The following is a 23663-nucleotide window of genomic DNA, read 5'->3' as shown; positions in this document are numbered from 1 at the left end:
AAGGGCCTACGCCGCGTTCGGGCCCTGGAACGTCCTTCGGTAGGCGTTCGGGGTCGTGCCCAGTGCCCGTACGAACTGGTGGCGCAGTGCGGCTGCCGTGCCGAACCCCGTTCGACCGGCGATCGAGTCCACCGTCTCGTCCGTCGCCTCCAGCAACTCCTGCGCCAGCAGCACCCGTTGGCGCAGGATCCAGCGGTAGGGAGTCGTGCCGGTCTCCTGCTGGAAGCGGCGGGCGAAGGTGCGCGGGGACATGAGCGCGCGCTCGGCGAGCTGCTCCACGGTGACGTCCTCGTCCAGGTGCCGTTCCATCCAGGCCAGCACCTCGCCGACCGTGTCGCACTGGGAGCGGGGCAGCGGGCGCTCGATGTACTGGGCCTGCCCGCCGTCCCGGTGCGGCGGCACCACCATGCGCCGGGCGATCTTGTTGGCGACTTCGGGCCCCTGCTCCTGCCGCACGATGTGCAGACAGGCGTCGATTCCGGCCGCGGTGCCGGCGGACGTGATGACCGGGCCCTCGTCGACGTAGAGCACGTCGGGCTCGATGATCGCCCCCGGATTGCGTCGCGCCAGTTCCTCCGCCTGCCGCCAGTGCACACTGCACCGCCGCCCGTCGAGCAGTCCCGCCGCGCCCAGCACGAAGACGCCCGAGCACACGCTGAGCACCCGCGCACCCCGCTCGACGGCCCTGACCAGGGCGTTCAGCAGCTCGGGCGGGTAGTCCCGGGTGACGTAGTCGCTGCCCGCCGGCACGGCGATCAGGTCGGCCTCCTCCAGCCGCTCCAGGCCGTGGGGCGTGGAGACGGAGAGCCCGCCGACATGTGTGCCCAGCGTCGGCCCTTCCGCCGAGACGACGGCGAAGTCGTACGTGGGCAGGTCCTCGTCGCTGCGGTCGATGCCGAAGACCTCGCAGACGACGCCCAGTTCAAAGGGGTGCACACCGTCGAGGAGGACGGCGGCGACGTTTTTGAGCATGCTGCCAGTGTGCCTCGGATGTGGCAGTAAATCGAGGGTGTGCGGCAGTCCTGCCACTGTTCGTAAGGAGTGTCCGGCGCGACAGTGGTGTCATGACTACAGACCAGACACAGACACTGCTCGCCATGATCGTCGTCGTCGGAATGTTCGTCGTCCTGGCCCTCCCGTCGCTGATCGGCGCGGCGCGCGACCGGCGCATCGACCGTCAGATCAGGGAGGCCCAGGAACGTGACAGGACCGAGGCTCAGAAGTCCTCGTCCAGGTCGACGGTGCCCTCCACCGCCACCTGGTACGCCGACGGACGCCGCTCGAAGAAGTTGGTCAGCTCCTGAACGCCCTGGAGCTCCATGAAGGAGAAGGGGTTCTCGGAGCCGTACACCGGAGCGAAGCCGAGCCGCGTCAGACGCTGATCGGCGACACACTCCAGGTACTGCCGCATCGACTCGGTGTTCATCCCCGGGAGGCCGTCACCGCACAGGTCGCGCCCGAACTGGAGCTCGGCCTCGACGGCCTCCCTCAGCATGTCGGTGACCTGCTGCTGGAGTTCGTCGTCGAAGAGCTCCGGCTCCTCCTTGCGGACGGTGTCGACGACGTCGAAGGCGAAGCTCATGTGCATCGTCTCGTCGCGGAACACCCAGTTGGTGCCGGTGGCCAGGCCGTGCAGCAGGCCCCGGCTGCGGAACCAGTAGACGTACGCGAAGGCGCCGTAGAAGAACAGGCCCTCGATGCACGCCGCGAAGCAGATCAGGTTGAGCAGGAAGCGACGCCGGTCGGCCTTGGTCTCCAGGCGCTCCAGCTTCTCGACCTCGTTGATCCACTTGAAGCAGAACTCGGCCTTCTCGCGGATGGAGGGGATGTTCTCGACGGCGTCGAAGGCCGCCGCCCTGTCCTCCGGGTCGGGCAGATAGGTGTCGAGCAGCGTCAAGTAGAACTGGACGTGCACGGCCTCCTCGAAGAGCTGGCGCGACAGGTACAGGCGCGCCTCCGGGGAGTTGATGTGCTTGTACAGCGTCAGCACCAGGTTGTTCGCCACGATCGAGTCGCCCGTCGCGAAGAACGCGACCAGCCGGCCGATCATGTGCTGCTCGCCCTCGGACAGCTTCGCCAGGTCGGCGACGTCCGAGTGGAGGTCGACCTCCTCGACGGTCCAGGTGTTCTTGATGGCGTCCCGGTAGCGCTCGTAGAAGTCCGGGTAGCGCATGGGGCGCAGGGTCAGTTCGAAGCCCGGGTCGAGCAGGTTGGCGTTACGGGTACTCATTACTGGCAGGCCTCGCAGGACTCGGGGTTTTCCAGGGAGCAGGCGACGGCGTCGGGCTCGGCGACCTGCTGGACGGGGATGGTCTTCTCGGGCTGGGCGGCCTGGCCCTGGGCGGCGCGGGCGATGCGGGTCGCCGGGCGCGAGCGCAGGTAGTACGTCGTCTTCAGGCCCGACTTCCAGGCGTACGCGTACATCGAGGAGAGCTTGCCGATGGTCGGCGTCTCCAGGAAGAGGTTCAGGGACTGTGCCTGGTCGAGGTACGGGGTCCGGGCCGCCGCCATGTCGATCAGGCCGCGCTGCGGGATCTCCCACGCCGTGCGGTACAGCGCCCGTACGTCCGCCGGGATCCAGGCGAAGTCCTGCACCGAGCCGTTGGACTCGCGCAGCGCCTCACGGGTGCGGGCGTCCCAGACACCCAGCTCCTTCAGGTCGTTGACCAGGTAGGAGTTGACCTGGAGGAACTCGCCGGAGAGCGTCTCGCGCTTGAACAGGTTGGAGACCTGCGGCTCGATGCACTCGTAGACACCGGCGATCGACGCGATGGTGGCGGTGGGCGCGATGGCCAGCAGCAGGGAGTTGCGCAGGCCGGTCGTGGCGATACGGCTCCGCAGGGCGGCCCAGCGCTCCGGCCAGGTCAGCTCGACGCCGTAGTGGTCGGGGTGCAGCACACCCTTGGCGGTACGGGTCTTCTCCCAGGCCGGCAGCGGGCCGTTGCGCTCGGCGAGGTCGGTGGAGGTCTCGTACGCGGCGAGCATGATGCGCTCGGCGATACGCGTGGAGAGCGCCTTGGCCTCCGGCGAGTCGAAGGGCAGCCGCAGCTTGAAGAAGACGTCCTGCAGGCCCATCGCACCGAGGCCGACGGGACGCCACTTGGCGTTCGAGCGGCCCGCCTGCTCGGTCGGGTAGAAGTTGATGTCGACGACGCGGTCGAGGAAGGTGACGGCGGTGCGCACGGTGGCGTCGAGCCGCTCCCAGTCGATGTCGCCGGTCATCGTGTCGACAAAGGCACCCAGGTTCACCGACCCCAGGTTGCAGACCGCCGTCTCCCCGTCGTCCGTGACCTCCAGGATCTCCGTGCAGAGGTTGGAGGAGTGGACGACATGGCCCGGCAGGGCCGTCTGGTTGGCGGTGCGGTTGGCGGCGTCCTTGAAGGTCATCCAGCCGTTGCCGGTCTGCGCGAGGGTGCGCATCATGCGGCCGTACAGGTCACGGGCCGGGATGGTCTTCTTCGCGAGCCCGGCCGCCTCCGCCTTGCGGTACGCCGCTTCGAACTCGTCGCCCCACAGGTCGACCAGCTCGGGCACGTCCGACGGGGAGAAGAGGCTCCACGGCTCGTCGGCGTTGACCCGGCGCATGAACTCGTCCGGGATCCAGTGCGCGAGGTTCAGGTTGTGCGTACGGCGGGCGTCCTCACCGGTGTTGTCGCGCAGCTCCAGGAACTCCTCGATGTCGGAGTGCCAGGTCTCCAGGTAGACCGCGGCGGCACCCTTGCGCCGGCCGCCCTGGTTCACCGCGGCGACCGAGGCGTCGAGGGTCTTCAGGAACGGGACGATGCCGTTGGAGTGGCCGTTGGTGCCGCGGATCAGCGAACCCCGGGAGCGGATACGGGAGTACGAGAGACCGATGCCGCCGGCGTGCTTCGAGAGACGGGCGACCTGGTGGTAGCGGTCGTAGATGGAGTCCAGCTCGTCGAGCGGGGAGTCGAGGAGGTAGCAGGACGACATCTGGGGGTGCCGGGTGCCGGAGTTGAAGAGGGTGGGGGAGGAGGGGAGGTAGTCGAGGCGGCTCATGAGCCCGTAGAGCGCGGCGACTTCGTCCACCGACCGAGCGGTGTCGTCCTCCGCGAGACCGGCGGCGACGCGCAGCATGAAGTGCTGGGGCGTCTCGATGACCTTGCGGGTGATGGGGTGCCGGAGCAGGTATCGGCTGTGCAGGGTGCGCAGACCGAAGTAGCCGAAGCGGTCGTCGGCGCCGGTGTCGACCAGGGCGTCCAGGCGGGCCGCGTGGATCCGCGCGAACTCGGCGGTGCGGTCGGCGACGAGGCCCTCGCGGTGTCCGACCGCGACCGACTCCGTGAAGGACGTGACGCCCTGCGAGGCGGCCTCGGCGGCGATGGAGATGGTCAACAGCCGGGCGGCCAGCCGTGAGTAGGCGGGGTCCTCGGAGATGAGCCCGGCCGCCGCCTCGGTGGCCAGCTCGCGCAGCTCCGCCTCGTCGGCGCGGGCGGACCGGCCACGCAGCGCGGCGGCGGCGACCCGTCCGGCGTCGGCGTCGGGGAGGTCGGCGGTCAGCTCGGTGAGGGTCCGCAGCAGATCGACTCCGTGGCCCGCAGGGTCTGCGTTGAGAGTGGCGGTGGGAGACGGGTGGGCGGTTCCCGGGGCGTCCTCGTCGATGGCGACGGTCGGGACGGCTGAGGCCGGGTCTGCTGGCGCGATGGTCACGTGGGGGCTCTCCCTCGCTCGGCACGGGGGCCTCGGCGAGGGCAGGGGGCAGCACACGAGCGCACGGGGGCGTCGCGTCCACCGGCCCATTCCACGAGGCCCGGACGTCAGGGCGCACCGACCGGGTGGCCGGGCGCGCTGTCGGCAGGTCCTCGGACTGACTCCTGTACACGTCGTGCCCTGGGAACCGTGTCCTGGGAACAGACATGCACAAGTACACCGTTGCGGGACAGTTCCGGATTCGCACCGGATTCCCCTGCGGCGACAGCGAAGATGAGCATACATCTTGTGCTCACCCGCCACGCCACCCCCAGATGTTGTGTCACGGCGGTTTCACAGTGTCAACTCATAGGTGAGGAGAGTGATGTCGGCGAGGTGCGGGATCGGATTCCAGTCCCGCTCTGGTGTGCGGACGAAGCCCAGGCGTTCGTAGATGCGGTGGGCGCTGTGCATGGCCCGCTGGGTCGACAGGACGATCCGTGCGCAGCCCTCCGTGGTCCGTGCGCGGTTGATGCAGGCGCGTACGAGGGCGTCGCCGGCGCCCCGGCCCCGCGCGTCGTGCGCGACCGCCAGCATGCGGATCTCGGCTTCGCCGGGGGCGGCTATGTCGGCCATGGGGCCGCCGGAGGGGACGAAGGTGACGCCGCCGAGGAGTGTGTCGCCGTCGGTGGCCACCAGCACGTCGGCGGCGGCCGCTCGCTTGGCGACGTCCTTGAGTTCGCCGAGATATTCGGCGCTCTCGCCGAAGTCGAGGAGGCCGTCCTGGAGGTAGGCCCGGGCGGTGAGCTCGCCGAGGGCGTCGTACTCGCCGGGTGTCGCCTGCCGGGTCACGATGTCCATGCGGCCGAGTCTGCCGGGCCGACGGCGGCGGCCTGGGGTTTTCGCCCGAGGGCGCCGGGTTGCGGGGAGTTTCGGCAGTGCTTCCATGGAGGTAGGTGTCGGCGCCCGCGATCCCTCCGCTTCGAGAACCTTCTCGGAAGGAGACGCACGATGACGAGGGTCGTCCGTCACCCGCCCGGCAAGGAGCGGCCGCGCGACGCGCCGATGGCGACACTGGCTCCGAGACGGGCGGGCAGCTGGGCCAGGCGGGGCTTCGTGGGGCACTGGCACAGGCTGACGATCCGTCTGGAGGCCCGTCGCGGCACCACCCGCCCCAAGAAATGGCGCCGCTGGATCTCCTACACCAACGTCACACGCGCTGTCTGGGTGGTGGCCGCGCTCGCCCTGCTCGCCTGGGTCGTGCAGGGCCTGTACATCGTGATCATGAGCACCACGACCGGCTTTGAGCAGTGGCGGCAGGACAGCAGGGGGTTCGACGTCGTCATGCGCTTCGTCGGCCCGGTGCTCGCCGCGTCGATAGCCGCCACGCTCTTTCTGTTCTGGTGGTACCGGTGGACCAAGCGTCGCTACCTCGCCAAGGCGCGGGACGACCCCCACCGACTGGTGCTCACCGCCGGCCCGGACACCGCCGAGATCGTGGGCCGGGAGGAGATCGCCCAGGTCATCGCCGAACGGCTGCGGGAGCGCGACACCCGCCGGCCCTATCTGCTGGTCGGCGGCGTCGGCGTGGGCAAGACCGCCGTCCTGGTGCGGCTCACCGAACTGCTGGCCGAGCAGAACGCCGTGCCCGTGCCGATCCGGTTGCGGGACGCGACCGGCGACCTGAACTTCGAACGCATGGCCAGACAGCGTTTCGCCGAGGAGGCGCCCCGGGGCATCCTCGCCCGCAGCAAGACCGACCGGGTCTGGCAGCAACTGCTCGCCGACGACAAGCCGGTCGTCATCGCGGACGGGCTGGAAGAGGCTCTCCTCGGCGACGGCCTCCAGCAGAACCGGGACAACATCATCCGGCGGGCCATCGAGCGCGCCCACGCGGAGAAGCTGCCCCTCGTCATCGCCTCCCGGCCGCACAGCCCGTTGGAGAGCACCCCGGCCGCGATCGTGGAGCTGGAGCCACTGAGCGAGGAGGAAGCGCTGCGCTTCGTCCAGGCGAGCGTCCCGGAGACGGACGAGCGCCGTGTGGACTGGATCGTGGAGACGGCGGAGGTCACCGAGTCACCCGTCTACCTTCAGATAGCCCGCGAGCTGCACCGTCACGGAGCCCTGGAGCACGATCGGCCGGACGACGACCCGCAGCACATGAACACCCGCAGCCGTGACCGGTGCACGCTGCGGCTCTGGCTGCTGGAGACCTGGGACGAGGCGCTGTGCGAGGGCCGGCTGCGCGAGGACGTCACGCTGTCCCGGCAGGAGCGCCGCGACACCCTCGAAGTGGTCTCCGCGCTGGCCTGCGTAGGACTGCTCCAGGACAGACTGGAGGTCGGCTTCGGGGACCTGCTCGACACGGACGCCCATCCCGGTCCGATGCGGCGCGCGCAGGCCCGGGCCGAGCACCTGTGGACCAGCGGACGCGGCTTCGACCAGTACGGCAGGCGAGGCAACGTCTTCTCCGAGTGGCACCGGCAACAGATCTGGGACGTGCTCTGCCAGCGGCTCGGCCTGGAGGAGAGGAGGCGGCTGCGCCGGGGGAACATGGACCAGTGCCGTGCCGCCCTCGCCCGGATCGCGCGCAACGCGGACAAGCTCGGACTGGTGGAGGGTTTCGAACGGAAGGTCCGTTTCCCGCACAGCATCATCCAGGCCTACTTCGGCTACCGCGTCCTGAGCCACCTGGGCGAGCGGGGTGCCGGAGAGCTCGTCGAGCAGGCGCTGCAGCCCCCCGGTCCCAGCCGCGAACTGCTCATGGCCCTGGTGCTGTTGTCCCGTCGGCGGGCGGCGGCGCTCAGGGCCCCGAGCGGAGGTATCCGGGTCGAGGTGAAGTCGCAGATCGAGGAGTTGCTCCGCCGGTCGCCCGTGCGCGGGCACAGCCTGGCCCACCGGCTCTGCACGGCCGCGCGCCGCCGCACCGACGACCCCAAGGCCCTCGACCTCTATGCGGCGGCCGTGGAGATCGAGAGCGTGGAGGACGCCCCGAGGCTGCTGGACGGCATCGTCGGCGAGGTGAGGAGAAGATGGCCCGGTTTCAAGGGGGACCGGCGCACCCTCGACGACGCCAAGCTGAGGCTGCTCAGGCAACTCGGAGCCGCGCTGCGGAGCGTCTCCGCCAGGATCGACACGACTCCGCTCTACGAGCACCTCGTCGAGATCGGCATCAAGGAACCCTCCTACTCCATACGCCTGGCCGCGGCCCAGGAGTTCGGCACCGGCGGCAACGCGGCGTTCGCCGTGATCCGCAAGCGGGCCGGGCTGAACAGCGACCCCGTGAGGGAGTACAACGACAGGCTCGGTGAACTGAAGGCCTGGAAGCGGCAGGAGTACGAGCGATGGGCCGAGCGCATGGACCGGGCGAGGGCCGCCGGAACGCCGTCACGGGCCAGGGCCGAGCGCATCGGCCGGCTCCAGCAGGACCGGCGCAGACTCAACCAGGACTACCGGCGGAAACGGGTCGATCTCTTCCGGGAGTTCGTGATGCGGGCCTGGATGATCCCCATGCTGCTGGGCTCGGTCGACGAGGCGCACCGTGACGAGGCCCGGGAACGCCTCACCAAGTGGCTGCGCCACCTCGACCCGAACGCCACCGACGGCACCCCCGACCTGCCGCTCGCCCTCGAGGCCGCGCTGGCCCAGGGCTTCAAGTACGCGGCCAACCGTCGCAAACGGCATCCGGACGCCTACCCGGCCGGTCGCGCCGACCTGATCCGGCAGGCGGAGACCGTGCTCCAGCAGTCCCGGTGCTGGTATGCGCAGATCGTCCTGCTCCAGGCGCTGTGCCTGTGGGAGCTCCCGGACAGCGTGGGCGTCCATGAGCGGCGCGCACACGCGAGGTCCGGGAAGGACGACCGCGACGGCACGCGTGAGGCGTCCCGCGCGATGGGCGGGACGACGGCCATAAGGACCGTGGAGCGGTGGCTGTCGATGGCCGGCAGGGCGAACACCGTGCCCGGGCATTCCGGGGTGAACGGCGCCCCGCCCCGCCGGCTCCTGCATCCGTTCGTCGCCGAAGCGGCGGACCTGGTGGCCCTCGCGCTGGAGACCGGGCAGCCGGAGCGGTTCCTCTGGATCGACGAGAAGGGCGTCGCCGACAACATTGGCGCGCGCACCGGCAACGCCGAGGCATACCGCAAGCACAACCTGTGGATTCCGCCCTCGGTCGGGTGGAGCACCCTCGACGCGCGCGCCCAGCGCCTTGTCGCCGACGTGCTGGTGATGCTGAACCTCATCGAACGGGACGGGCATCCGGACGAGGTCGAGGAGCGGATGGCCCGCCTGGAGCAGCCGGGAATGCCGCTGCCGCCGTGCATCCGCAGCGACCGCGGCCCGCTACGGCCCGACCTGCGGGCCGGTATCTCGGACCCGCCCACACCGGGCTCGACCTGTCTGCCCGACTGCAAGTTCCAGCTCTGCCCGTACCCGCCCCGGGGCTGTGTGCCCCGGGGAGAGATCCGGGAGCCGTTCTGCCGCCAGCAGCAGGCCCTCCTGCCGGGACGCGTGCGCCGCCACCTTCCTCGGGGCCTGCGCAGGAAGACACCGCACTGGGTCAGCATGCGGGTCCGGGAACTCGACGGCTTCTGGCAGCAGATGGCCGGGCGTACGCGCAGCTAGTGCCGCGGTACGCCCGGCCTTCGAGCAGGTGAGCTAGTGCGCCGCCACCGGAAGTTCCGTCTTGACTCCGGGGTCGCCCGCGTCCGCCGTGTAGTCCTCCGGCTTCGTCTCGTCGACACCCTCCGGGGCCTTCACGGCCTTCAGGACGAAGGTCAGGACCACGGTGACCACCACGTTCAGGACGAACGCCGTCAAGCCGATGTAGCCGATCTCACCGATGCCCGGGATCTCCTTCGCCGAGCCGCCGAAGTGCTTCTGGGTCGGGGAGGCGACGCCGTACGCGGCGACCGTGCCGTAGATCATGCCGACCGCCCAGCCGGCCAGCAGGGCCCAGCGGTGGAACCAGCGGGTGAACAGGCCGCCGACCAGGGCCGGGAAGGTCTGCAGGATCCAGATGCCGCCCAGGAGCTGGAAGTTGATGGCGACCGTCTTGTCCATCGTCAGGACGAAGACCAGCGCGCCCACCTTCACCAGCAGGGACACGAGCTTGGAGACCTTGGTCTCCTGCGCGGGTGTGGCGTCCGGCTTGATGAAGTCCTTGTAGATGTTGCGGGTGAAGAGATTCGCAGCCGCGATCGACATGATCGCCGCCGGCACCAGTGCGCCGATGCCGATCGCCGCGAAGGCCACGCCCGCGAACCAGTCCGGGAACATCGTCTCGAAGAGCTGCGGGATCGCCAGCTGACCGTTCTGCACCTTGATGCCGGCCGCGATCGCCATGAAGCCCAGCAGCGCCAGCAGACCCAGCATCAGGGAGTACAGCGGCAGGATCGTGGTGTTGCGGCGGATCACCTCACGGCTGCGCGAGGACAGCGTCGCGGTGATCGAGTGCGGGTACATGAAGAGCGCGAGCGCGGAGCCCAGCGCCAGCGTGGCGTACGTCCACTGCCCGGCCTCGGCCGGGACCAGCGCACCGCGCGGCGCGCCCGTGGCCGGGTTGGTCTGGCTGTACGCCTCGCCCGCCTTGGCGAAGATCTCGTCGAAGCCGCCGAGCTTGATCGGGATGTAGATGATCGCCACCGCGATGACGATGTAGATCAGCGTGTCCTTCACGAACGCGATCAGCGCGGGGGCACGCAGACCCGAGGAGTACGTGTACGCCGCCAGCACGCCGAAGGCGATCAGCAGCGGCAGGTCCTTGATGAACCAGTTCGTGTCCTCGCCGCCGCCGACACCCATCACGTCCAGCACGGCCTGGATGCCGACGAGCTGGAGCGCGATGTAGGGCATCGTCGCCAGGATGCCGGTGAGGGCGACCGCCAGCGACAGGCCCTTCGAGCCGAACCGGCCGCGCACGAAGTCCGAGGTCGTCACATAGCCGTGCTTGTGGGAGACCGACCACAGGCGGGGCAGGAACGTGAAGATCAGGGGGTACACGAGGATCGTGTACGGCACCGCGAAGAAGCCGGCCGCGCCCGCCGCGTAGATCGCCGCGGGTACGGCGACGAAGGTGTACGCCGTGTACAGGTCGCCGCCCAGCAGGAACCAGGTGACCCAGGTGCCGAACGACCGGCCGCCCAGGCCCCATTCGTCGAGGCTGTGCTCGTTCTCGGCCTTGCGCCAGCGCGCGGCCAGGAAGCCCATGACCGTGACGGCCAGGAAGAAGAAGATGAAGACGCCGAGCGCGACGCCGTTCACGCCGTCCTTCACTGCGACGCACCGCCCTTCTGTGCGCCGCGGGCGCGCTGGTCACGCTGCCACAGCTTGTACGCGACCATCGTCAGCAGCGTGGAGAGCAGGACCCACAGCATCTGGTACCAGTAGAAGAACGGGATGCCGGCGAACGCCGGATCGGTCTTGGCGTACGAACCGACCCACAGCATCGCCACGAAGGGCGCGATGAGACAGAGCGCGATGACGACCCGCACAGGCGTCACCACCGGCCCTCTGTTCACTTCTGGCGCATCTGACATCTGACGGCTCCGTCCCCTCGCTGATCACCTGAGAAACGCGCAGGCAATGTAGGTGACGGTGCAACGACAGCGGAAGACCCTGTCCGCATATCGGATGTGGAGGATTGGTGTGTAGGGCAACAGTGCGCAGGTCCGCAGCTCAGCAGCAGCGGAACCCCTGGCGTGGGTCGGCCTCCTGACGGTCCGTCCGCATCCGTTCGAAGTCGCGCCGGGAGGGCACCTTCGCGTCCGGGTGCCCATGCCGTACGTGGGCGACATAGCGGTCGTATGCTGACTCGTCGGTCAGCTCGCGCACGTACCAGCGCACGCTACGGAGTGCCCGCCGGAGACTCACTGCTCGCCGAAGCGACCGCAAGGCGTTCCTCCTCCTTCTCCTCCTTGGTCGGGAACAGCCCCGCCGGTGCGATGATCTTCGACTCGACGTACGGTGCCTCGCTGAGCGTGGACAGCGCCGGGCGGCGGACGTGCCGGACGCAGACCCGGGTGGCGTCGACGATCACGACGGCGATCAGGACCGCGAGGAACGCCGTGAGGACGCCGTCCACCGTGGAGTTGGTGACCACGGTGTGCATGTCGTCCATGGTCTTGGCGGGCGGCAGGACCTCGCCGCGGTCGATGGCATCCTGGAAGACCTGGCGCTGCTTGAAGAAGCCGACCTTCGGGTCGTTGGAGAACACCTTCTGGTAGCTCGCGGTAAGCGTCACCGTGGCGTCCCAGGCCAGCGGAATCCCGGTGATCCAGGCCCACTTGAGGCGCCCCGACTTCACCAGCAGGGTCGTGCAGACGGCGAGGGCGACCGCCGCGAGCAGCTGGTTCGAGATGCCGAAGATCGGGAAGAGCTGGTTGATGCCGCCGAGGGGCTCGTGGACGCCCACCCACAGGAAGTAGCCCCACAGGCCGCACACGATCGCGCTGGTGATGACCAGGCCGGGCTTCCAGCTGACGTTCTTGAAGGGCCGGTGGACGTTGCCCAGGATGTCCTGGAGCATGAACCGGCCCACGCGCGTGCCGGCGTCCAGCGCGGTCAGGATGAACAGCGCCTCGAACATGATCGCGAAGTGGTACCAGAAGGCGCGCAGGCCGTCGCCGGTGACCTGCGAGAAGATCTCCGAGACGCCGATCGCGAGGGTGGGTGCGCCGCCGGTACGGGAGAGCAGGGACGCCTCCTCGACGTTCTCCGCCGCGCGGGCCAGGGCCTCCGGGGAGATCTGGTAGCCCCAACTCCCCACGACCTGCGAGGCGTTCTGCACCGTGTCGCCGATGACCCCGGCGGGCGCGTTCATCGCGAAGTACAGGCCCGGGTCGATGATGCTCGCCGCCACCAGCGCCATCACGGCGACCGACGACTCCATCAGCATGGAGCCGTAGCCGATCATCCGGACCTGCGTCTCCTTCTGGATCATCTTCGGCGTCGTACCGGACGAGATGAGTGCGTGGAAGCCGGACAGGGCGCCACAGGCGATGGTGATGAAGACGAAGGGGAAGAGCGAGCCCGCGAAGACGGGGCCGTCGCCGCGCGAGGCGAAGTCCGTCACCGCGTCCATCTTCAGTGTCGGCAGGGCGACGACCACACCGAGGGCGAGCAGGAAGATCGTGCCGATCTTCATGAAGGTCGAGAGATAGTCGCGCGGCGCGAGCAGCATCCACACCGGCAGGATCGAGGCGATGAAGCCGTACGCCACCATCCAGACGACCAGCGTCGAGGGCGCGAGGGTGAAGGTGTCGGCCCACGACGACTCGGCCACCCAGCGGCCCGCGACCAGGGCGAGCAGCAGCAGCGCCACGCCGATCAGTGAGACCTCGGCGACCCGGCCGGGGCGCAGCACCCGCAGATAGAAGCCCATCAGCAGGGCGATCGGTATCGTCATCGCGATGGAGAAGGTGCCCCAGGGGGACTGCGCCAGCGCGTTGACGATCACCAGGGCGAGCACGCCGAGCAGGATGATCATGATGACGAAGGTGGCGACCAGCGCGGCAGCGCCGCCGAACGGGCCGATCTCCTCGCGCGCCATCTGGCCGAGCGAGCGTCCGTCGCGGCGGGTGGAGAAGAACAGCACCACCATGTCCTGGACCGCGCCCGCGAAGATGACGCCGGCGATGATCCAGATCGTGCCGGGCAGATAGCCCATCTGCGCGGCCAGCACGGGGCCCACGAGTGGCCCGGCGCCGGCTATCGCCGCGAAGTGGTGGCCGAGGAGGACGCGGCGGTCGGTGGGGTGGAAGTCGATGCCGTTGTTGAGGCGTTCGGCCGGGGTGGCCCTGGTCCGGTCGACCTTCAGGACCTTGTACGCGATGAACTTGGCGTAGAAGCGGTAGGCGATGGCGTACGAGCCGAGGGCGGCGGCGACCATCCAGGCGGCGGAGACCTCCTCACCGCGGGAGAGCGCGAGGACGGTCCAGCCGGCGGTGGCGACCAGCGCGACCAGGGTCCAGATGACGATGGTTCGGGGATTCGCGGTACGCACCGGGTGGTCCTCCCGTCCATGCGGCGACGGGAGGAACGTAGAGCAGGTTGGGGACGGGCGCTACACCGCGTGCGGGAGTTGTTGTCCCCTCACCTTCCCGAACTGGCCTATTCCTGAGGCCTCTTCAGCCGCGCAACGCTGCATTGTCCCGGGGCGTATCGATATGCGGCCACCGCCGCGCGGCCCCCGAACCCCCGGCCGACCCGGCACCTACCGCGGTTCATTCCTGAGGCCGCTTCAACCTCGCCACGAACTTGTACCGGTCCCCCCGGTACACCGACCGCACCCACTCCACCGGCTGCCCGTCCCGGTCCAGCGAGTGCCGGGACAGCATCAGCATCGGCAGGCCCACGTCCGTGCCGAGCAGGCCGGCCTCGCGCGGGGTGGCCAGGGAGGTCTCGATGGTCTCCTCGGCCTCGGCGAGATGGACGTCGTAGACCTCGGCGAGCGCGGTGTAGAGGGAGGTGTACTTGACGAGGGACCTGCGCAGAGCGGGGAAGCGCTTCGCGCTGAGGTGGGTCGTCTCGATGGCCATCGGCTCGCCGTTCGCCATGCGCAGCCGCTCGATGCGCAGGACCCGGCCGCCGGCCGTGATGTCGAGCAGGTCGGCGAGGCGGTCGTCGGCGGTGATGTAGCCGATGTCCAGCAGCTGCGAGGTCGGTTCCAGGCCCTGGGCGCGCATGTCCTCGGTGTACGAGGTGAGTTGGAGGGCCTGCGAGACCTTCGGCTTGGCGACGAAGGTGCCCTTGCCCTGGATGCGCTCCAGGCGCCCCTCGACGACGAGTTCCTGGAGGGCCTGGCGGACGGTCGTGCGGGAGGTGTCGAACTCGGCGGCCAGTGTGCGCTCGGGCGGGACCGGGGTGCCGGGCGACTGTGTCTCCGTCATGTCGAGCAGGTGCTTCTTCAGGCGGTAGTACTTGGGCACGCGCGCGGTCCGTACGCCTGCCCCGCCCTCGTTCTCCGCACTGCTGACGTCGGTACTCATGGCCTGCCTTCCCGGCTCCGGATGCGGGTCACATCGTGATCCCTTCTGTATACCGTCGCCGCCTCTTTTGGTCTAGTCCACAGCGCCAGGTGGTCTAGCGGACGAGAGTACTCCGGCGCCGGAGATTTCGCTGCCTTCTTACTTAAAGGTTCCTGCATATGTAGGTCCCATAACGGCTGGTCAGGGGCTATTCGGCCACCCTTGACACGCTTCCTGGTCTGGTCCAAGCTCCCCCCTACTGGTCTACACCATTGGTCCAGGTCCCGGCCCATGGGCGGGAGGTGTGGGCATCCCTGAGGAGGGTGGCGTGAAGCGCAAGCTGATATCCGCGATCGGTGTCGCGGGCATGATGATCTCCCTGGCCGCGTGTGGGGGCGACAACGGTGACGGCGGGGACAAGGCCGGAGCGGACGGCTACGCGGGCGAGACGCTCACGGTGTGGGTGATGGACGGCTCCTCCCCGGACCAGTGGCAGAAGGACGTCCAGACCGCCTTCGAGAAGAAGACGAAGGCCAAGGTCAAGTTCGAGATCCAGCAGTGGAACGGCATCCAGCAGAAGCTGACCACCGCCCTGTCCGAGGAGAACCCGCCGGACGTCTTCGAGATCGGCAACACCCAGACCCCGGCCTACGCCAAGACCGGCGGCCTCGCCGACCTCGCCGACCTCAAGACCGAGATCGGCGCCGACTGGACCGAGTCCCTCAACGAGTCCTCCGTCTTCGACGGCAAGCAGTACGCCGCCCCGTGGTACTTCGCCAACCGCGTCGTCATCTACAACAAGAAGGTCTGGGCCGAGGCGGGCATCAAGGACACCCCCAAGACCCGCGACGAGTTCTACGACGACCTGAAGAAGATCGGCGAGAAGACCGACGCCGAGCCGATCTACCTGCCGGGCCAGAACTGGTACCACTTCGTCGGCCTGACCATCGGTGAGGGCGCCGAGCTGGTGAAGAAGGACGGCGACAAGTACGTCTCCAACCTCGCCGACCCCAAGGTCGCCGCCGCCATGGAGACGTACAAGAAGTTCCAGGCGCTGTCCGAGGCGCCCAAGGACAAGGACGAGGCCACCCCGCAGCAGGCCGAGGTCTTCGCCAAGGGCAACGTCGGTGCCTTCATCGGCATGGGCTGGGAAGCCGGTACGGCGATCGCCGCCAACAAGAAGATCGAGAAGGAGATCGGCTACTTCACCATCCCGGGTGCCACGGCCGACAAGCCCGAGGGCGTCTTCCTCGGCGGCTCCAACCTCGCTGTCGCCGCGGGCAGCAAGAAGCAGGAGCTGGCCAAGGAGTTCCTGAAGATCGCCCTGTCCGACAAGTACGAGGGCGAGCTGGCCAAGCTCAACGGCGTCATCCCGAACAAGGAGTCGCTCCAGACCAACCTCAAGGGCAACGTCGTCGCCGAGGCCGCCGCACCGGCCGCCGCGGGCGGTGGCACCACGCCGCTGATCCCGGAGTGGGCGGCCGTGGAGAACGCGCCCAACCCGGTCAAGACGTACATGACCGCCGTGCTGAACGGTAAGTCGCCGGCTGAAGCGGCCAAGCAGGTCGAGGACGAGTTCAACAAGCGTCTGTCGCAGCAGCAGTAACGGCGCCCGGTTCGCGCCGGGGCGGGGGATGCGCATGCCGCCCCCCGCCCCGGCGACCGTACGCGGGTCCTACGTACGTAGGTCGAGAAGAGAGATCGCGAGCATGACCGTGCAGACCGAACGGCCGCCCTCCGGCCCGGTGGACGTAGTCGAGAAAGCCCCGAGCGGACCGGCCGGTCCGGGGCCACGAGCCGCGTCCCGCGTCGGCGCGCTCACCCCGTACCTCCTGCTGCTGCCGGCCTGCGCGGCCACCGTGCTGCTGCTCGGCTGGCCGCTGGTGAAGGACGTCCTGCTGTCGTTCCAGAACCTCAACATGGCGCAGCTGATCCAGCACGTCACCGAGTGGAACGGCATCGACAACTACAAGGAGGTCCTCACCGGCGAGGACTTCTGGCGCGTCACCCTGCGCTCGATCCTGTTCACGGCGGTCAACGTCGTCCTCATCATGATCCTGGGCACCCTGGTCGGCCTGCTGCTCGCCCGCCTCGGCAAGCGGATGCGGGTCACGCTGCTGATCGGGCTCGTGCTGGCCTGGGCGATGCCCGTGGTCGCCGCGACCACCGTCTACCAGTGGCTGTTCGCCCAGCGCTTCGGCGTCGTCAACTGGGTCCTGGACAAGCTGGGTTGGCACTCCATGGCCGACTACAGCTGGACCAGCAGCCAGATGTCGACGTTCTTCGTGGTGACCGTGCTGATCGTCTGGCAGTCGATCCCGTTCGTCGCGATCAACCTCTACGCGGCCACGACCACCATCCCGGGCGAGCTCTACGAGGCCGCGGCGCTGGACGGCGCGGGCGCGTGGAAGAGCTTCACCACGGTGACGCTGCCCTTCCTGCGGCCCTTCCTCTACGCCACGACGTTCCTGGAGATCATCTGGGTCTTCAAGGCGTTCGTGCAGGTCTTCACCATCAACGGCGGCGGCCCCGACCGGCTCACCGAGATCCTGCCCGTCTACGCCTACATCGAGGGCGTCGGCAACCAGCACTACGGCATGGGCGCGGCGATCGCCGTCCTGACCATCCTGATCCTGCTCGGCCTGACCGCGTACTACCTCAGGATCGTGCTCAAGCAAGAGGAGGACGAGCTGTGAAGCGCTCGCTCTTCGGCCGCCTGTGGCCCAACGTCACGGCCGTCGTCCTGTTCATCGGCTTCGTCTTCCCCGTGTACTGGATGTTCTCCACGGCCTTCAAGCCGACCGGCGACATCATCTCGGAGAACCCGGTGTGGTTCCCGACCGACATCACATTCGACCACTTCAAGCGGGCGACCGGCGTCGACCACTTCTGGACCTACGTCACCAACTCGCTGATCGTCACGCTCTGCGCGGTCGGCCTCGCCCTGATCGTCGCGCTGGCCGGCTCCTTCGCCCTCGCCCGCATGCGGTTCAAGGGACGGCGCGGGTTCGTCATCGGCTTCATGATGGCCCAGATGGCGCCCTGGGAGGTGATGATCATCGCGATGTACATGATCGTCCGGGACGCCTCGATGCTGAACAGCCTCGTGCCGCTGACGGTCTTCTACATGATGATGATCCTGCCCTTCACCATCCTGACGCTGCGCGGCTTCGTCGCCGCCGTGCCCCGGGAGCTGGAGGAGGCCGCGATGGTCGACGGCTGCAGCCGCGCCCAGGCGTTCCGCAAGGTCATCCTGCCGCTGCTGGCGCCGGGTCTGATGTCCACCTCGCTCTTCGGCTTCATCACCGCATGGAATGAATTCCCCCTGGTCCTGGTGCTGAACAAGGAGGCCGAGGCGCAGACCCTGCCACTGTGGCTGTCCAGCTTCCAGACCGCCTTCGGCAATGACTGGGGCGCGACGATGGCGGCGTCCTCCCTCTTCGCCATCCCGATCCTGATCCTCTTCGTCTTCCTGCAACGCAGGGCTGTCAGCGGCCTGACGGCCGGCGCCGTGAAGGGATAACGCCACCCGATGACGACATTCGCCAGCGGCACCGACACTCTGACGCGCGATGCCCTGACCGTCCTCCAGCCCGGCTTCACCGGCACCACCGCCCCCGACTGGCTGCTGCGCCGCCTCGGCGAGGGCCTCGCCTCCGTCGGCCTGTTCGGCCGCAACATCACCTCTCCCGAGCAACTGGCCGCGCTGACGGCCCAGTTGCGCGCCGAGCGCGACGACGTGCTGGTCGCGATCGACGAGGAGGGGGGTGATGTGACGCGGCTGGAGGTGCGCACCGGCTCCAGTTTCCCCGGCAACCACGCCCTGGGCGCGGTGGACGACGTGGAGCTGACCCGGGAGGTGGCCGCCGAACTCGGGCGCCGCCTGGCCTCCTGCGGGGTGAACCTCAACTGGGCTCCGTCGGCGGACGTGAACTCCAATGCCTCCAACCCGGTGATCGGCGTACGCTCCTTCGGCGCCGACCCCGCCCTGGTCGCCCGCCACACCGCCGCCTACGTGACCGGCCTCCAGTCGGCCGGCGTCGCGGCCTGCACCAAGCACTTCCCGGGCCACGGCGACACGGCGGTCGACTCCCACCACGCCATGCCCCGCATCGACGCGGACGCCTCGGTCCTGGCCGACCGCGAACTCTCCCCGTTCCGCGCGGCGATCGCCGCCGGCTCGCGGGCGGTGATGAGCGCGCACATCCTCGTCCCCGCCCTGGACGCCGACCACCCGGCGACCCTGTCCCGCCCGGTCCTGACCGACCTCCTGCGCGGCGACCTCGGCTACACCGGCCTGATCGTCACCGACGGCATGGAGATGCAGGCCATCGCCGCCACCTACGGCATCGAGCGCGGCAGCGTCCTCGCCATCGCGGCCGGTGCGGACGCGATCTGCGTCGGCGGCGGCCTGGCGGACGACGAGACGGTACGGCGCCTGCGGGACGCCCTGGTCACGGCTGTCCGCTCCGGCGAACTCCCCGAGGCCAGGCTGGCGGAGGCCGCGGAACGGGTCCGCGAACTGGCCCGCTGGACCGCGACCGTTCCCCGGGCCGAGGCCGACTCACGTTCGGACGTGGGCCTCGTCGCCGCCCGCCGCGCCCTGCGGCTGACCGGCGCGGGGGGAGCGGTGGCCACGGGGTCCGTCACCCCCCTCACCGAACCGCCGTACGTCGCCGCCTTCACCCCGGTCGCGAACATCGCGGTCGGCGACGAGACCCCCTGGGGCGTCGCCGCCGAACTGGCCCACCTGCTCCCCGGCACCGAGACGGGAAGCTTCACGGGGGAGGAGGCGGGGCGCGAGGCTCTGGAGGCAGCGGCCGGCCGCCGCATCGTGGCCGTCGTCCGCGACGAACACCGCCACCCCTGGATGGCGGCGGCGCTCGACACCCTGCTGCGCTCCCGCCCGGACACGATCGTGGTCGAGATGGGCGTCCCGCAGGCGAAACCCCGCGGCGCCCTGCACATCACCACGCACGGCGCGGCGCGCGTATGCGGGCGGGCGGCAGCGGAGGTCATCACCGGGGCGTAGGGCCACCGGCGCGTCACTCGACTCGTGCCGGTTGCAGCCCTTCCTCCAAATGTAGTACTTCTTATACATGAGCGAGCAGGTGCACAACAGGTTGGCCATGGTGCGTGCCGAACGCAAGGTGTCGCGCCAGGGCCTGGCCGAGGCAGTGGGAGCCCACTACCAGACCATCGGCTACATCGAGCGGGGGCAGTACAACCCAAGCCTCGACCTGGCGTTGAAGATCGCGAAGTTCTTCGATCTGCCGGTCGAGGCGCTGTTCTCCCTCGAACCGTTCCGGCCGCTCACGGACGAGGTCTACGGGAGGAAACAGTCATGACGACCACGCAGATGACGCGCTACGACCGGAGCATGCTGCGGGTGATGAACGACCCCCGAGGTCGGCAGCTACGCGCCACGGCCGCACGTCGGCGATGGGTCGTCGTCGCGCATGTCGCGCTGACGACGGCCATCGTGGCGCTGCTCACGCACTTCTGCGTCTCGCGGGCGGAGCCGATATGGGCCGCCGTCGCCGGGGTGGTGCTCCTGCTGCCCTGGATGGTGGCGCAAGGACTGATCAACGGCGCCACCCGAGGCTTGCTGGAACTGCGTGAGCGCGCCCTGGACGAGCGGCAGTTGGCCGAACGGAGCCAGGTGCTCGCCCGCGCCCACCGCGCGACGACCTGCCTCCTGGCCGTGGCAGTGATCGGCCTGTTCGCGGCGGGAGCGGTCGACGGCGACACCCTCCGCACCTACGCGCCGCCCGCCCTGGTCGGCGTCCTCGTAGTCCACTTCCTGATGCCGGTGTGGGTGGCCGGCCTGACCGCCAAGGACGAGCCGACCGAGGACGAGACGACCACTCTCTAGAGCCGCCCCCGGCATACCTCGCCGAAGGCCGGGGGCCCTGGGGCCTGATCCGCCGGACAGGCCCTAGATCCCCTGCCACTCCGGCTTGTTGGCGAAGGTGTGCCGGAAGTAGTCGGCCAGCTTCAGCTTCGACGCGGCGGCCTCGTCGACGACGACCGTGGCATGCGGGTGCAGTTGCAGCGCCGAGGCCGGGCATATGGCCGCGACCGGCCCCTCGACGGTCGCGGCCACCGCGTCCGCCTTGCCCTCACCGGTGGCCAGCAACACCAGATGCCGCGCCTCCAGGATCGTGCCGATCCCCTGAGTGATGACGTGATGCGGAACCTGCTCGATGTCCCCGTCGAAGAACCGCGCGTTGTCGACCCGGGTCTGCTCGGTCAGCGTCTTGATCCGCGTCCGCGAAGCCAGCGACGAACACGGCTCGTTGAACCCGATGTGCCCGTCGGTCCCGATCCCGAGCAGCTGCAGATCAACGCCCCCGGCCTCGGCCAGCGCCGCGTCATACGCCTCGCACGCCCCCTGGACGTCCTCGGCCGTACCGTCCGGCCCCATGAACGCGTCCATCCCGACCCCGAGCGGCTCCAGCACCTCGCGCCGCAGCACCGAGCGGTACGACTCCGGATGCTCGGCGGGCAGCCCCACATACTCGTCGAGCTGAGCGATCCGCGCCCGAGAGGCGTCCACGTCACCGGCCCGCACCTTTGCCGCGAGCGCCGTGTAGATAGGCAGCGGCGTCGACCCGGTGGCCACGCCCAGCAGTGCGCCGGGCTTGCGCCCGAGCAGCTGGGCCATGGCCTCGGCTATCAGCTCGCCACCCGCCTTGGCGTCCGGAACGATGACAACTTCCACGCTGGGCCTGCCGATCTGAAGAGGGACTCGAAGGGCACCCTGAACGGGCATGTGGTTTAGACCAATCTAACAGAGCGGCGCTCTCGGGCCCAGATGAACTCAAGCCCCGTGGACATTTCCGGAGACCTTCGGGCAGGCGTCATTCCCCGTGGGGGAGTGGAATGGAGACTGTCCGTCCGAAACCGTCCGTCCGAAGCGACAGACGCGCTCCGCCGGCCCACGGCACCCGGCAGGGCGAACGCGAGAGCCCGCCCAGACGGGCACGGCAGCCCGGCACGACCGGCGCGAGAGCAGGAAGGGCCCCATGACCACCACGACCCCGTACCCTCCCGACCCGCACGCCCCCCACAACGACGTACCCGGCCGGATCATGGCCCGCGAGATGGCCGAACAGCCCACCGTGCTGCGCCGGATCCTCTCCGAGGGCGCCCCCGCCATCCGCAAGGTCGCCCAGGAGATCGCCGCCCGCACGCCCCGCTTCGTCCTGCTCACCGCCCGCGGCACCTCCGACAACGCCGCGCTCTACGCCAAGTACCTCCTGGAGATCCGCCTCGGCCTGCCCTGCGGCCTGACCTCGATGTCGACCACCACCGCCTACGGTGCCCGCCCCGACCTCACCGACGTCCTCGTCATCACCGTCAGCCAGTCCGGCGGCTCCCCGGACCTGGTGGCATCGACCCGGGCCGCCCGAGCGGCCGGTGCGATCACGCTCGCGGTCACCAACAACCCCGACTCCCCTTTGGCCGGCGTCTCCGAGTACCACCTCGACATCATGGCCGGACCCGAGCGGGCCCTCCCCGCGACCAAGACCTATACGGCCTCCCTTCTCGCCCTGTACCTCTTCGTCGAGGGCCTGCGCGGAGACGACGGCGCTCCCGCCCGGGTACTCCCGGACCTCGCCGGGAAGCTGCTCGCCCGGCAGGACGAGATCCGCACCCTCGCCGCCCGCTACCGCTTCGCCGAGCGCATGGTGATCACGTCCCGCGGCTACGGCTACCCCACGGCCAAGGAAGCCGCCCTCAAGCTGATGGAGACCAGCTACATCCCGGCGCTCGCCTACTCGGGCGCCGACCTCCTGCACGGCCCGCTCGCCATGGTCGACAACGTCTCCCCGGTCATCGCGGTCGTGACCGACGGCAAGGGCGGCGAGGCCCTCCAGCCGGTTCTGGACCGACTCCGTGGCCGCGGCGCCGACCTGGTCGTCATCGGCCCCCGGCACCAGGTCGAACAGGCCTCGGCCGGATTCGTCCTGCCCACCGAGAGCGTGGCCGAGGAGGTTCAGCCGGTCCTGGAGATCCTTCCGCTCCAGCTCCTGGCCTACGAGGTCACCATCGCCCGAGGGCAGGACCCGGACGCGCCGCGAGCGCTGGCCAAGGTGACGGAGACGCGCTGACCCTGTGGGGCGGGGGTCGTTGTCCCCGAGGGCGGTGTCCCCAGGATGGTGCCCCGAGGGCGGTGCCCCTAGGACGGTGCCCCCAGGGCACTGTCCCCACCGCGGTGTTCCCGAAGGCGGGCCGCTACGGCAGCGAGCCGCCCGTCGCGTCCACCCAGCTCCCCGTCACCCACCGCCCCGCGTCCGACGCCAGGAACGCCACCACATCGGCGACATCGGTCGTCTCGCCCACCCGGCCGAGCGCCGAAAACGCGGCGGCCTGCGCCCACCCGTCCTCGGTGCCGTGCAGGAGCTCGGCGGTGTTGTCCGTGTCGATGATCCCCGGCGCCACCGAGTTCACCGTGATTCCGCGAGGGCCCAGCACCTTGGACAGGTCACGCGTGAAGACGTCGAGCGCCCCCTTGGTCATGGCGTACGCCATCAGGTCCGGCATCGCCGCAGTGCGCGCCAGCCCCGAGGAGATGTTGATGACCCGCCCCCCGTCGCGCAGTCGGCCGAGGCCGCGCTTGACGATGAAGTGGGGTGCCTTCACGTTCACCGCGAAGACCTTGTCGTACTCCTCCTCGTCGATCTGACCCAGGGACGACGATGTGCCGATCCCCGCGTTGTTGACCAGCACGTCCACCCCCTCCGCGTGCCGGTCGAACTCCTCCCACAACGCCTCCGCGTCTCCCGGCCGCCCCAACTCGACGCCGATCGCGAACGCCGAGCCGCCCGCCGCCTCGATCGCGGCGACCGTCTCCTTCGCAGCCGCCTCGTTCCTGCCGTAGTGCACGCCGACCCGCGCGCCGTCGCGCCCCAGCCGCTCGGCGATTCCTCGCCCGATCCCCCTGCTCGCCCCCGTGACCAGAGCCGTCCTGCCCGCAAGCGCACCCATGCCGGCGCCCCCTTCGCAATTCTCTAGTGGTCGCTACAGAAATGACCGTAGATC

20 protein-coding genes and 1 riboswitch are annotated in these 23663 nt (G+C 69.4%); of the genes, 9 read left to right on the top strand and 11 right to left on the bottom strand.

The features are described 5' to 3' along the window. Window positions 1–6: 6 nt before the first annotated feature. Window positions 7–972, bottom strand: a complete 966-nt coding sequence (locus tag BLU79_RS17470; protein WP_093906702.1) for a helix-turn-helix domain-containing protein — start codon at window positions 970–972, stop codon at window positions 7–9. A 92-nt stretch (window positions 973–1064) separates the two neighbouring features. Here BLU79_RS17470 and BLU79_RS17465 point away from each other — a divergent pair, with 92 nt between their 5' ends. Further along, a complete protein-coding gene (locus BLU79_RS17465; RefSeq protein WP_093906701.1) occupies window positions 1065–1304 on the top strand; it encodes a hypothetical protein in 240 nt (79 codons plus the stop codon). Here BLU79_RS17465 and BLU79_RS17460 read toward each other — a convergent pair. The 3 genes from BLU79_RS17460 to BLU79_RS17450 all read right to left on the bottom strand — a co-directional run bounded on the left by BLU79_RS17460 (window position 1217) and on the right by BLU79_RS17450 (window position 5511). Further along, complete coding sequence (locus BLU79_RS17460) at window positions 1217–2230, bottom strand: ribonucleotide-diphosphate reductase subunit beta (protein ID WP_093906700.1); 1014 nt, start codon at window positions 2228–2230, stop codon at window positions 1217–1219. The two genes, BLU79_RS17465 and BLU79_RS17460, sit on opposite strands and share 88 nt — an antisense overlap. Continuing rightward, entirely contained in the window at window positions 2230–4671 is a 2442-nt protein-coding gene (locus BLU79_RS17455) for a ribonucleoside-diphosphate reductase subunit alpha (RefSeq protein WP_093906699.1), read from the bottom strand. The genes BLU79_RS17460 and BLU79_RS17455 overlap by 1 nt, the downstream gene beginning before the upstream one ends. A gap of 125 nt (window positions 4672–4796) precedes the next feature. Beyond that, window positions 4797–4986, bottom strand: a riboswitch (cobalamin riboswitch). Window positions 4987–5004: 18 nt separating this feature from the next. Further along, window positions 5005–5511, bottom strand: a complete 507-nt coding sequence (locus BLU79_RS17450; RefSeq protein WP_093906698.1) for a GNAT family N-acetyltransferase — start codon at window positions 5509–5511, stop codon at window positions 5005–5007. Between the two features lie 150 nt (window positions 5512–5661). Here BLU79_RS17450 and BLU79_RS17445 point away from each other — a divergent pair, with 150 nt between their 5' ends. Beyond that, window positions 5662–9273, top strand: coding sequence for an NACHT domain-containing protein (locus BLU79_RS17445; protein ID WP_093906697.1), 3612 nt, complete (start codon window positions 5662–5664; stop codon window positions 9271–9273). A 33-nt stretch (window positions 9274–9306) separates the two neighbouring features. On the opposite strand, the gene mctP is transcribed toward BLU79_RS17445, so the two are convergent. From mctP to BLU79_RS17420, 5 genes are all read right to left on the bottom strand, one after another. Then, window positions 9307–10923, bottom strand: coding sequence for a monocarboxylate uptake permease MctP (gene mctP, locus BLU79_RS17440; protein ID WP_093906696.1), 1617 nt, complete (start codon window positions 10921–10923; stop codon window positions 9307–9309). Beyond that, the gene (locus BLU79_RS17435; RefSeq protein ID WP_093906695.1) at window positions 10920–11186 is read right to left on the bottom strand and encodes a DUF3311 domain-containing protein; all 267 of its coding nucleotides are present in this window, start codon (window positions 11184–11186) and stop codon (window positions 10920–10922) included. The genes mctP and BLU79_RS17435 overlap by 4 nt, the downstream gene beginning before the upstream one ends. A 139-nt stretch (window positions 11187–11325) precedes the next feature. After that, window positions 11326–11520: a YbdD/YjiX family protein gene (locus BLU79_RS17430; protein WP_093906694.1), complete on the bottom strand. Its 195-nt coding sequence runs from the start codon at window positions 11518–11520 to the stop codon at window positions 11326–11328. Next, window positions 11495–13651 carry a carbon starvation CstA family protein gene (locus BLU79_RS17425; RefSeq protein WP_093906693.1) on the bottom strand — a complete coding sequence of 719 codons (2157 nt, stop codon included), beginning with the start codon at window positions 13649–13651 and terminating at the stop codon, window positions 11495–11497. The genes BLU79_RS17430 and BLU79_RS17425 overlap by 26 nt, the downstream gene beginning before the upstream one ends. A 220-nt stretch (window positions 13652–13871) precedes the next feature. Next, a complete protein-coding gene (locus tag BLU79_RS17420) occupies window positions 13872–14636 on the bottom strand; it encodes a GntR family transcriptional regulator (protein ID WP_093906692.1) in 765 nt (254 codons plus the stop codon). Between the two features lie 307 nt (window positions 14637–14943). Here BLU79_RS17420 and BLU79_RS17415 point away from each other — a divergent pair, with 307 nt between their 5' ends. From BLU79_RS17415 to BLU79_RS17390, 6 genes are all read left to right on the top strand, one after another. Further along, window positions 14944–16221, top strand: a complete 1278-nt coding sequence (locus BLU79_RS17415; protein ID WP_093906691.1) for an extracellular solute-binding protein — start codon at window positions 14944–14946, stop codon at window positions 16219–16221. A gap of 103 nt (window positions 16222–16324) precedes the next feature. Then, window positions 16325–17311, top strand: a complete 987-nt coding sequence (locus BLU79_RS17410) for a carbohydrate ABC transporter permease (protein WP_093906690.1) — start codon at window positions 16325–16327, stop codon at window positions 17309–17311. Continuing rightward, complete coding sequence (locus tag BLU79_RS17405; RefSeq protein ID WP_093906689.1) at window positions 17308–18138, top strand: carbohydrate ABC transporter permease; 831 nt, start codon at window positions 17308–17310, stop codon at window positions 18136–18138. The genes BLU79_RS17410 and BLU79_RS17405 overlap by 4 nt, the downstream gene beginning before the upstream one ends. 9 nt (window positions 18139–18147) lie before the next feature. Further along, complete coding sequence (locus BLU79_RS17400) at window positions 18148–19647, top strand: glycoside hydrolase family 3 protein (RefSeq protein WP_093906688.1); 1500 nt, start codon at window positions 18148–18150, stop codon at window positions 19645–19647. A gap of 67 nt (window positions 19648–19714) precedes the next feature. Then, complete coding sequence (locus tag BLU79_RS17395) at window positions 19715–19963, top strand: helix-turn-helix transcriptional regulator (RefSeq protein ID WP_093906687.1); 249 nt, start codon at window positions 19715–19717, stop codon at window positions 19961–19963. Then, entirely contained in the window at window positions 19960–20490 is a 531-nt protein-coding gene (locus BLU79_RS17390) for a hypothetical protein (RefSeq protein ID WP_093906686.1), read from the top strand. Before BLU79_RS17395 ends, BLU79_RS17390 begins: the two co-directional genes overlap by 4 nt. 63 nt (window positions 20491–20553) lie before the next feature. Here BLU79_RS17390 and nagB read toward each other — a convergent pair whose 3' ends face one another. Next, a complete protein-coding gene (gene nagB / locus BLU79_RS17385) occupies window positions 20554–21339 on the bottom strand; it encodes a glucosamine-6-phosphate deaminase (RefSeq protein WP_093906685.1) in 786 nt (261 codons plus the stop codon). A 304-nt stretch (window positions 21340–21643) separates the two neighbouring features. Between nagB and BLU79_RS17380 the strand changes: the two genes are divergently transcribed. Beyond that, window positions 21644–22732 carry an SIS domain-containing protein gene (locus BLU79_RS17380; protein ID WP_093906684.1) on the top strand — a complete coding sequence of 363 codons (1089 nt, stop codon included), beginning with the start codon at window positions 21644–21646 and terminating at the stop codon, window positions 22730–22732. 124 nt (window positions 22733–22856) lie between these two features. Here BLU79_RS17380 and BLU79_RS17375 read toward each other — a convergent pair whose 3' ends face one another. Further along, window positions 22857–23609, bottom strand: a complete 753-nt coding sequence (locus BLU79_RS17375; protein WP_093906683.1) for an SDR family oxidoreductase — start codon at window positions 23607–23609, stop codon at window positions 22857–22859. Window positions 23610–23663 lie beyond the last annotated feature (54 nt).

The organism is Streptomyces sp. cf386 (assembly GCF_900103585.1).
Taxonomy (GTDB): Bacteria; Actinomycetota; Actinomycetes; order Streptomycetales; family Streptomycetaceae; genus Streptomyces.
Note: the sequence above shows the minus strand (reverse complement) of the source record. Positions and strands in the feature narration are given on the sequence as shown.

Coding starts and splice junctions, on each gene's coding strand:
- BLU79_RS17375 (WP_093906683.1), bottom strand. CDS start 23,609: ATGGGTGCGCTTGCGGGCAGGACGGCTCTGGTCACGGGGGCGAGCAGG.
- BLU79_RS17390 (WP_093906686.1), top strand. CDS start 19,960: ATGACGACCACGCAGATGACGCGCTACGACCGGAGCATGCTGCGGGTG.
- BLU79_RS17445 (WP_093906697.1), top strand. CDS start 5,662: ATGACGAGGGTCGTCCGTCACCCGCCCGGCAAGGAGCGGCCGCGCGAC.
- BLU79_RS17400 (WP_093906688.1), top strand. CDS start 18,148: ATGACGACATTCGCCAGCGGCACCGACACTCTGACGCGCGATGCCCTG.
- BLU79_RS17410 (WP_093906690.1), top strand. CDS start 16,325: ATGACCGTGCAGACCGAACGGCCGCCCTCCGGCCCGGTGGACGTAGTC.
- BLU79_RS17460 (WP_093906700.1), bottom strand. CDS start 2,230: ATGAGTACCCGTAACGCCAACCTGCTCGACCCGGGCTTCGAACTGACC.
- BLU79_RS17380 (WP_093906684.1), top strand. CDS start 21,644: ATGACCACCACGACCCCGTACCCTCCCGACCCGCACGCCCCCCACAAC.
- BLU79_RS17395 (WP_093906687.1), top strand. CDS start 19,715: ATGAGCGAGCAGGTGCACAACAGGTTGGCCATGGTGCGTGCCGAACGC.
- BLU79_RS17465 (WP_093906701.1), top strand. CDS start 1,065: ATGACTACAGACCAGACACAGACACTGCTCGCCATGATCGTCGTCGTC.
- BLU79_RS17435 (WP_093906695.1), bottom strand. CDS start 11,186: ATGTCAGATGCGCCAGAAGTGAACAGAGGGCCGGTGGTGACGCCTGTG.
- BLU79_RS17450 (WP_093906698.1), bottom strand. CDS start 5,511: ATGGACATCGTGACCCGGCAGGCGACACCCGGCGAGTACGACGCCCTC.
- BLU79_RS17420 (WP_093906692.1), bottom strand. CDS start 14,636: ATGAGTACCGACGTCAGCAGTGCGGAGAACGAGGGCGGGGCAGGCGTA.
- BLU79_RS17470 (WP_093906702.1), bottom strand. CDS start 972: ATGCTCAAAAACGTCGCCGCCGTCCTCCTCGACGGTGTGCACCCCTTT.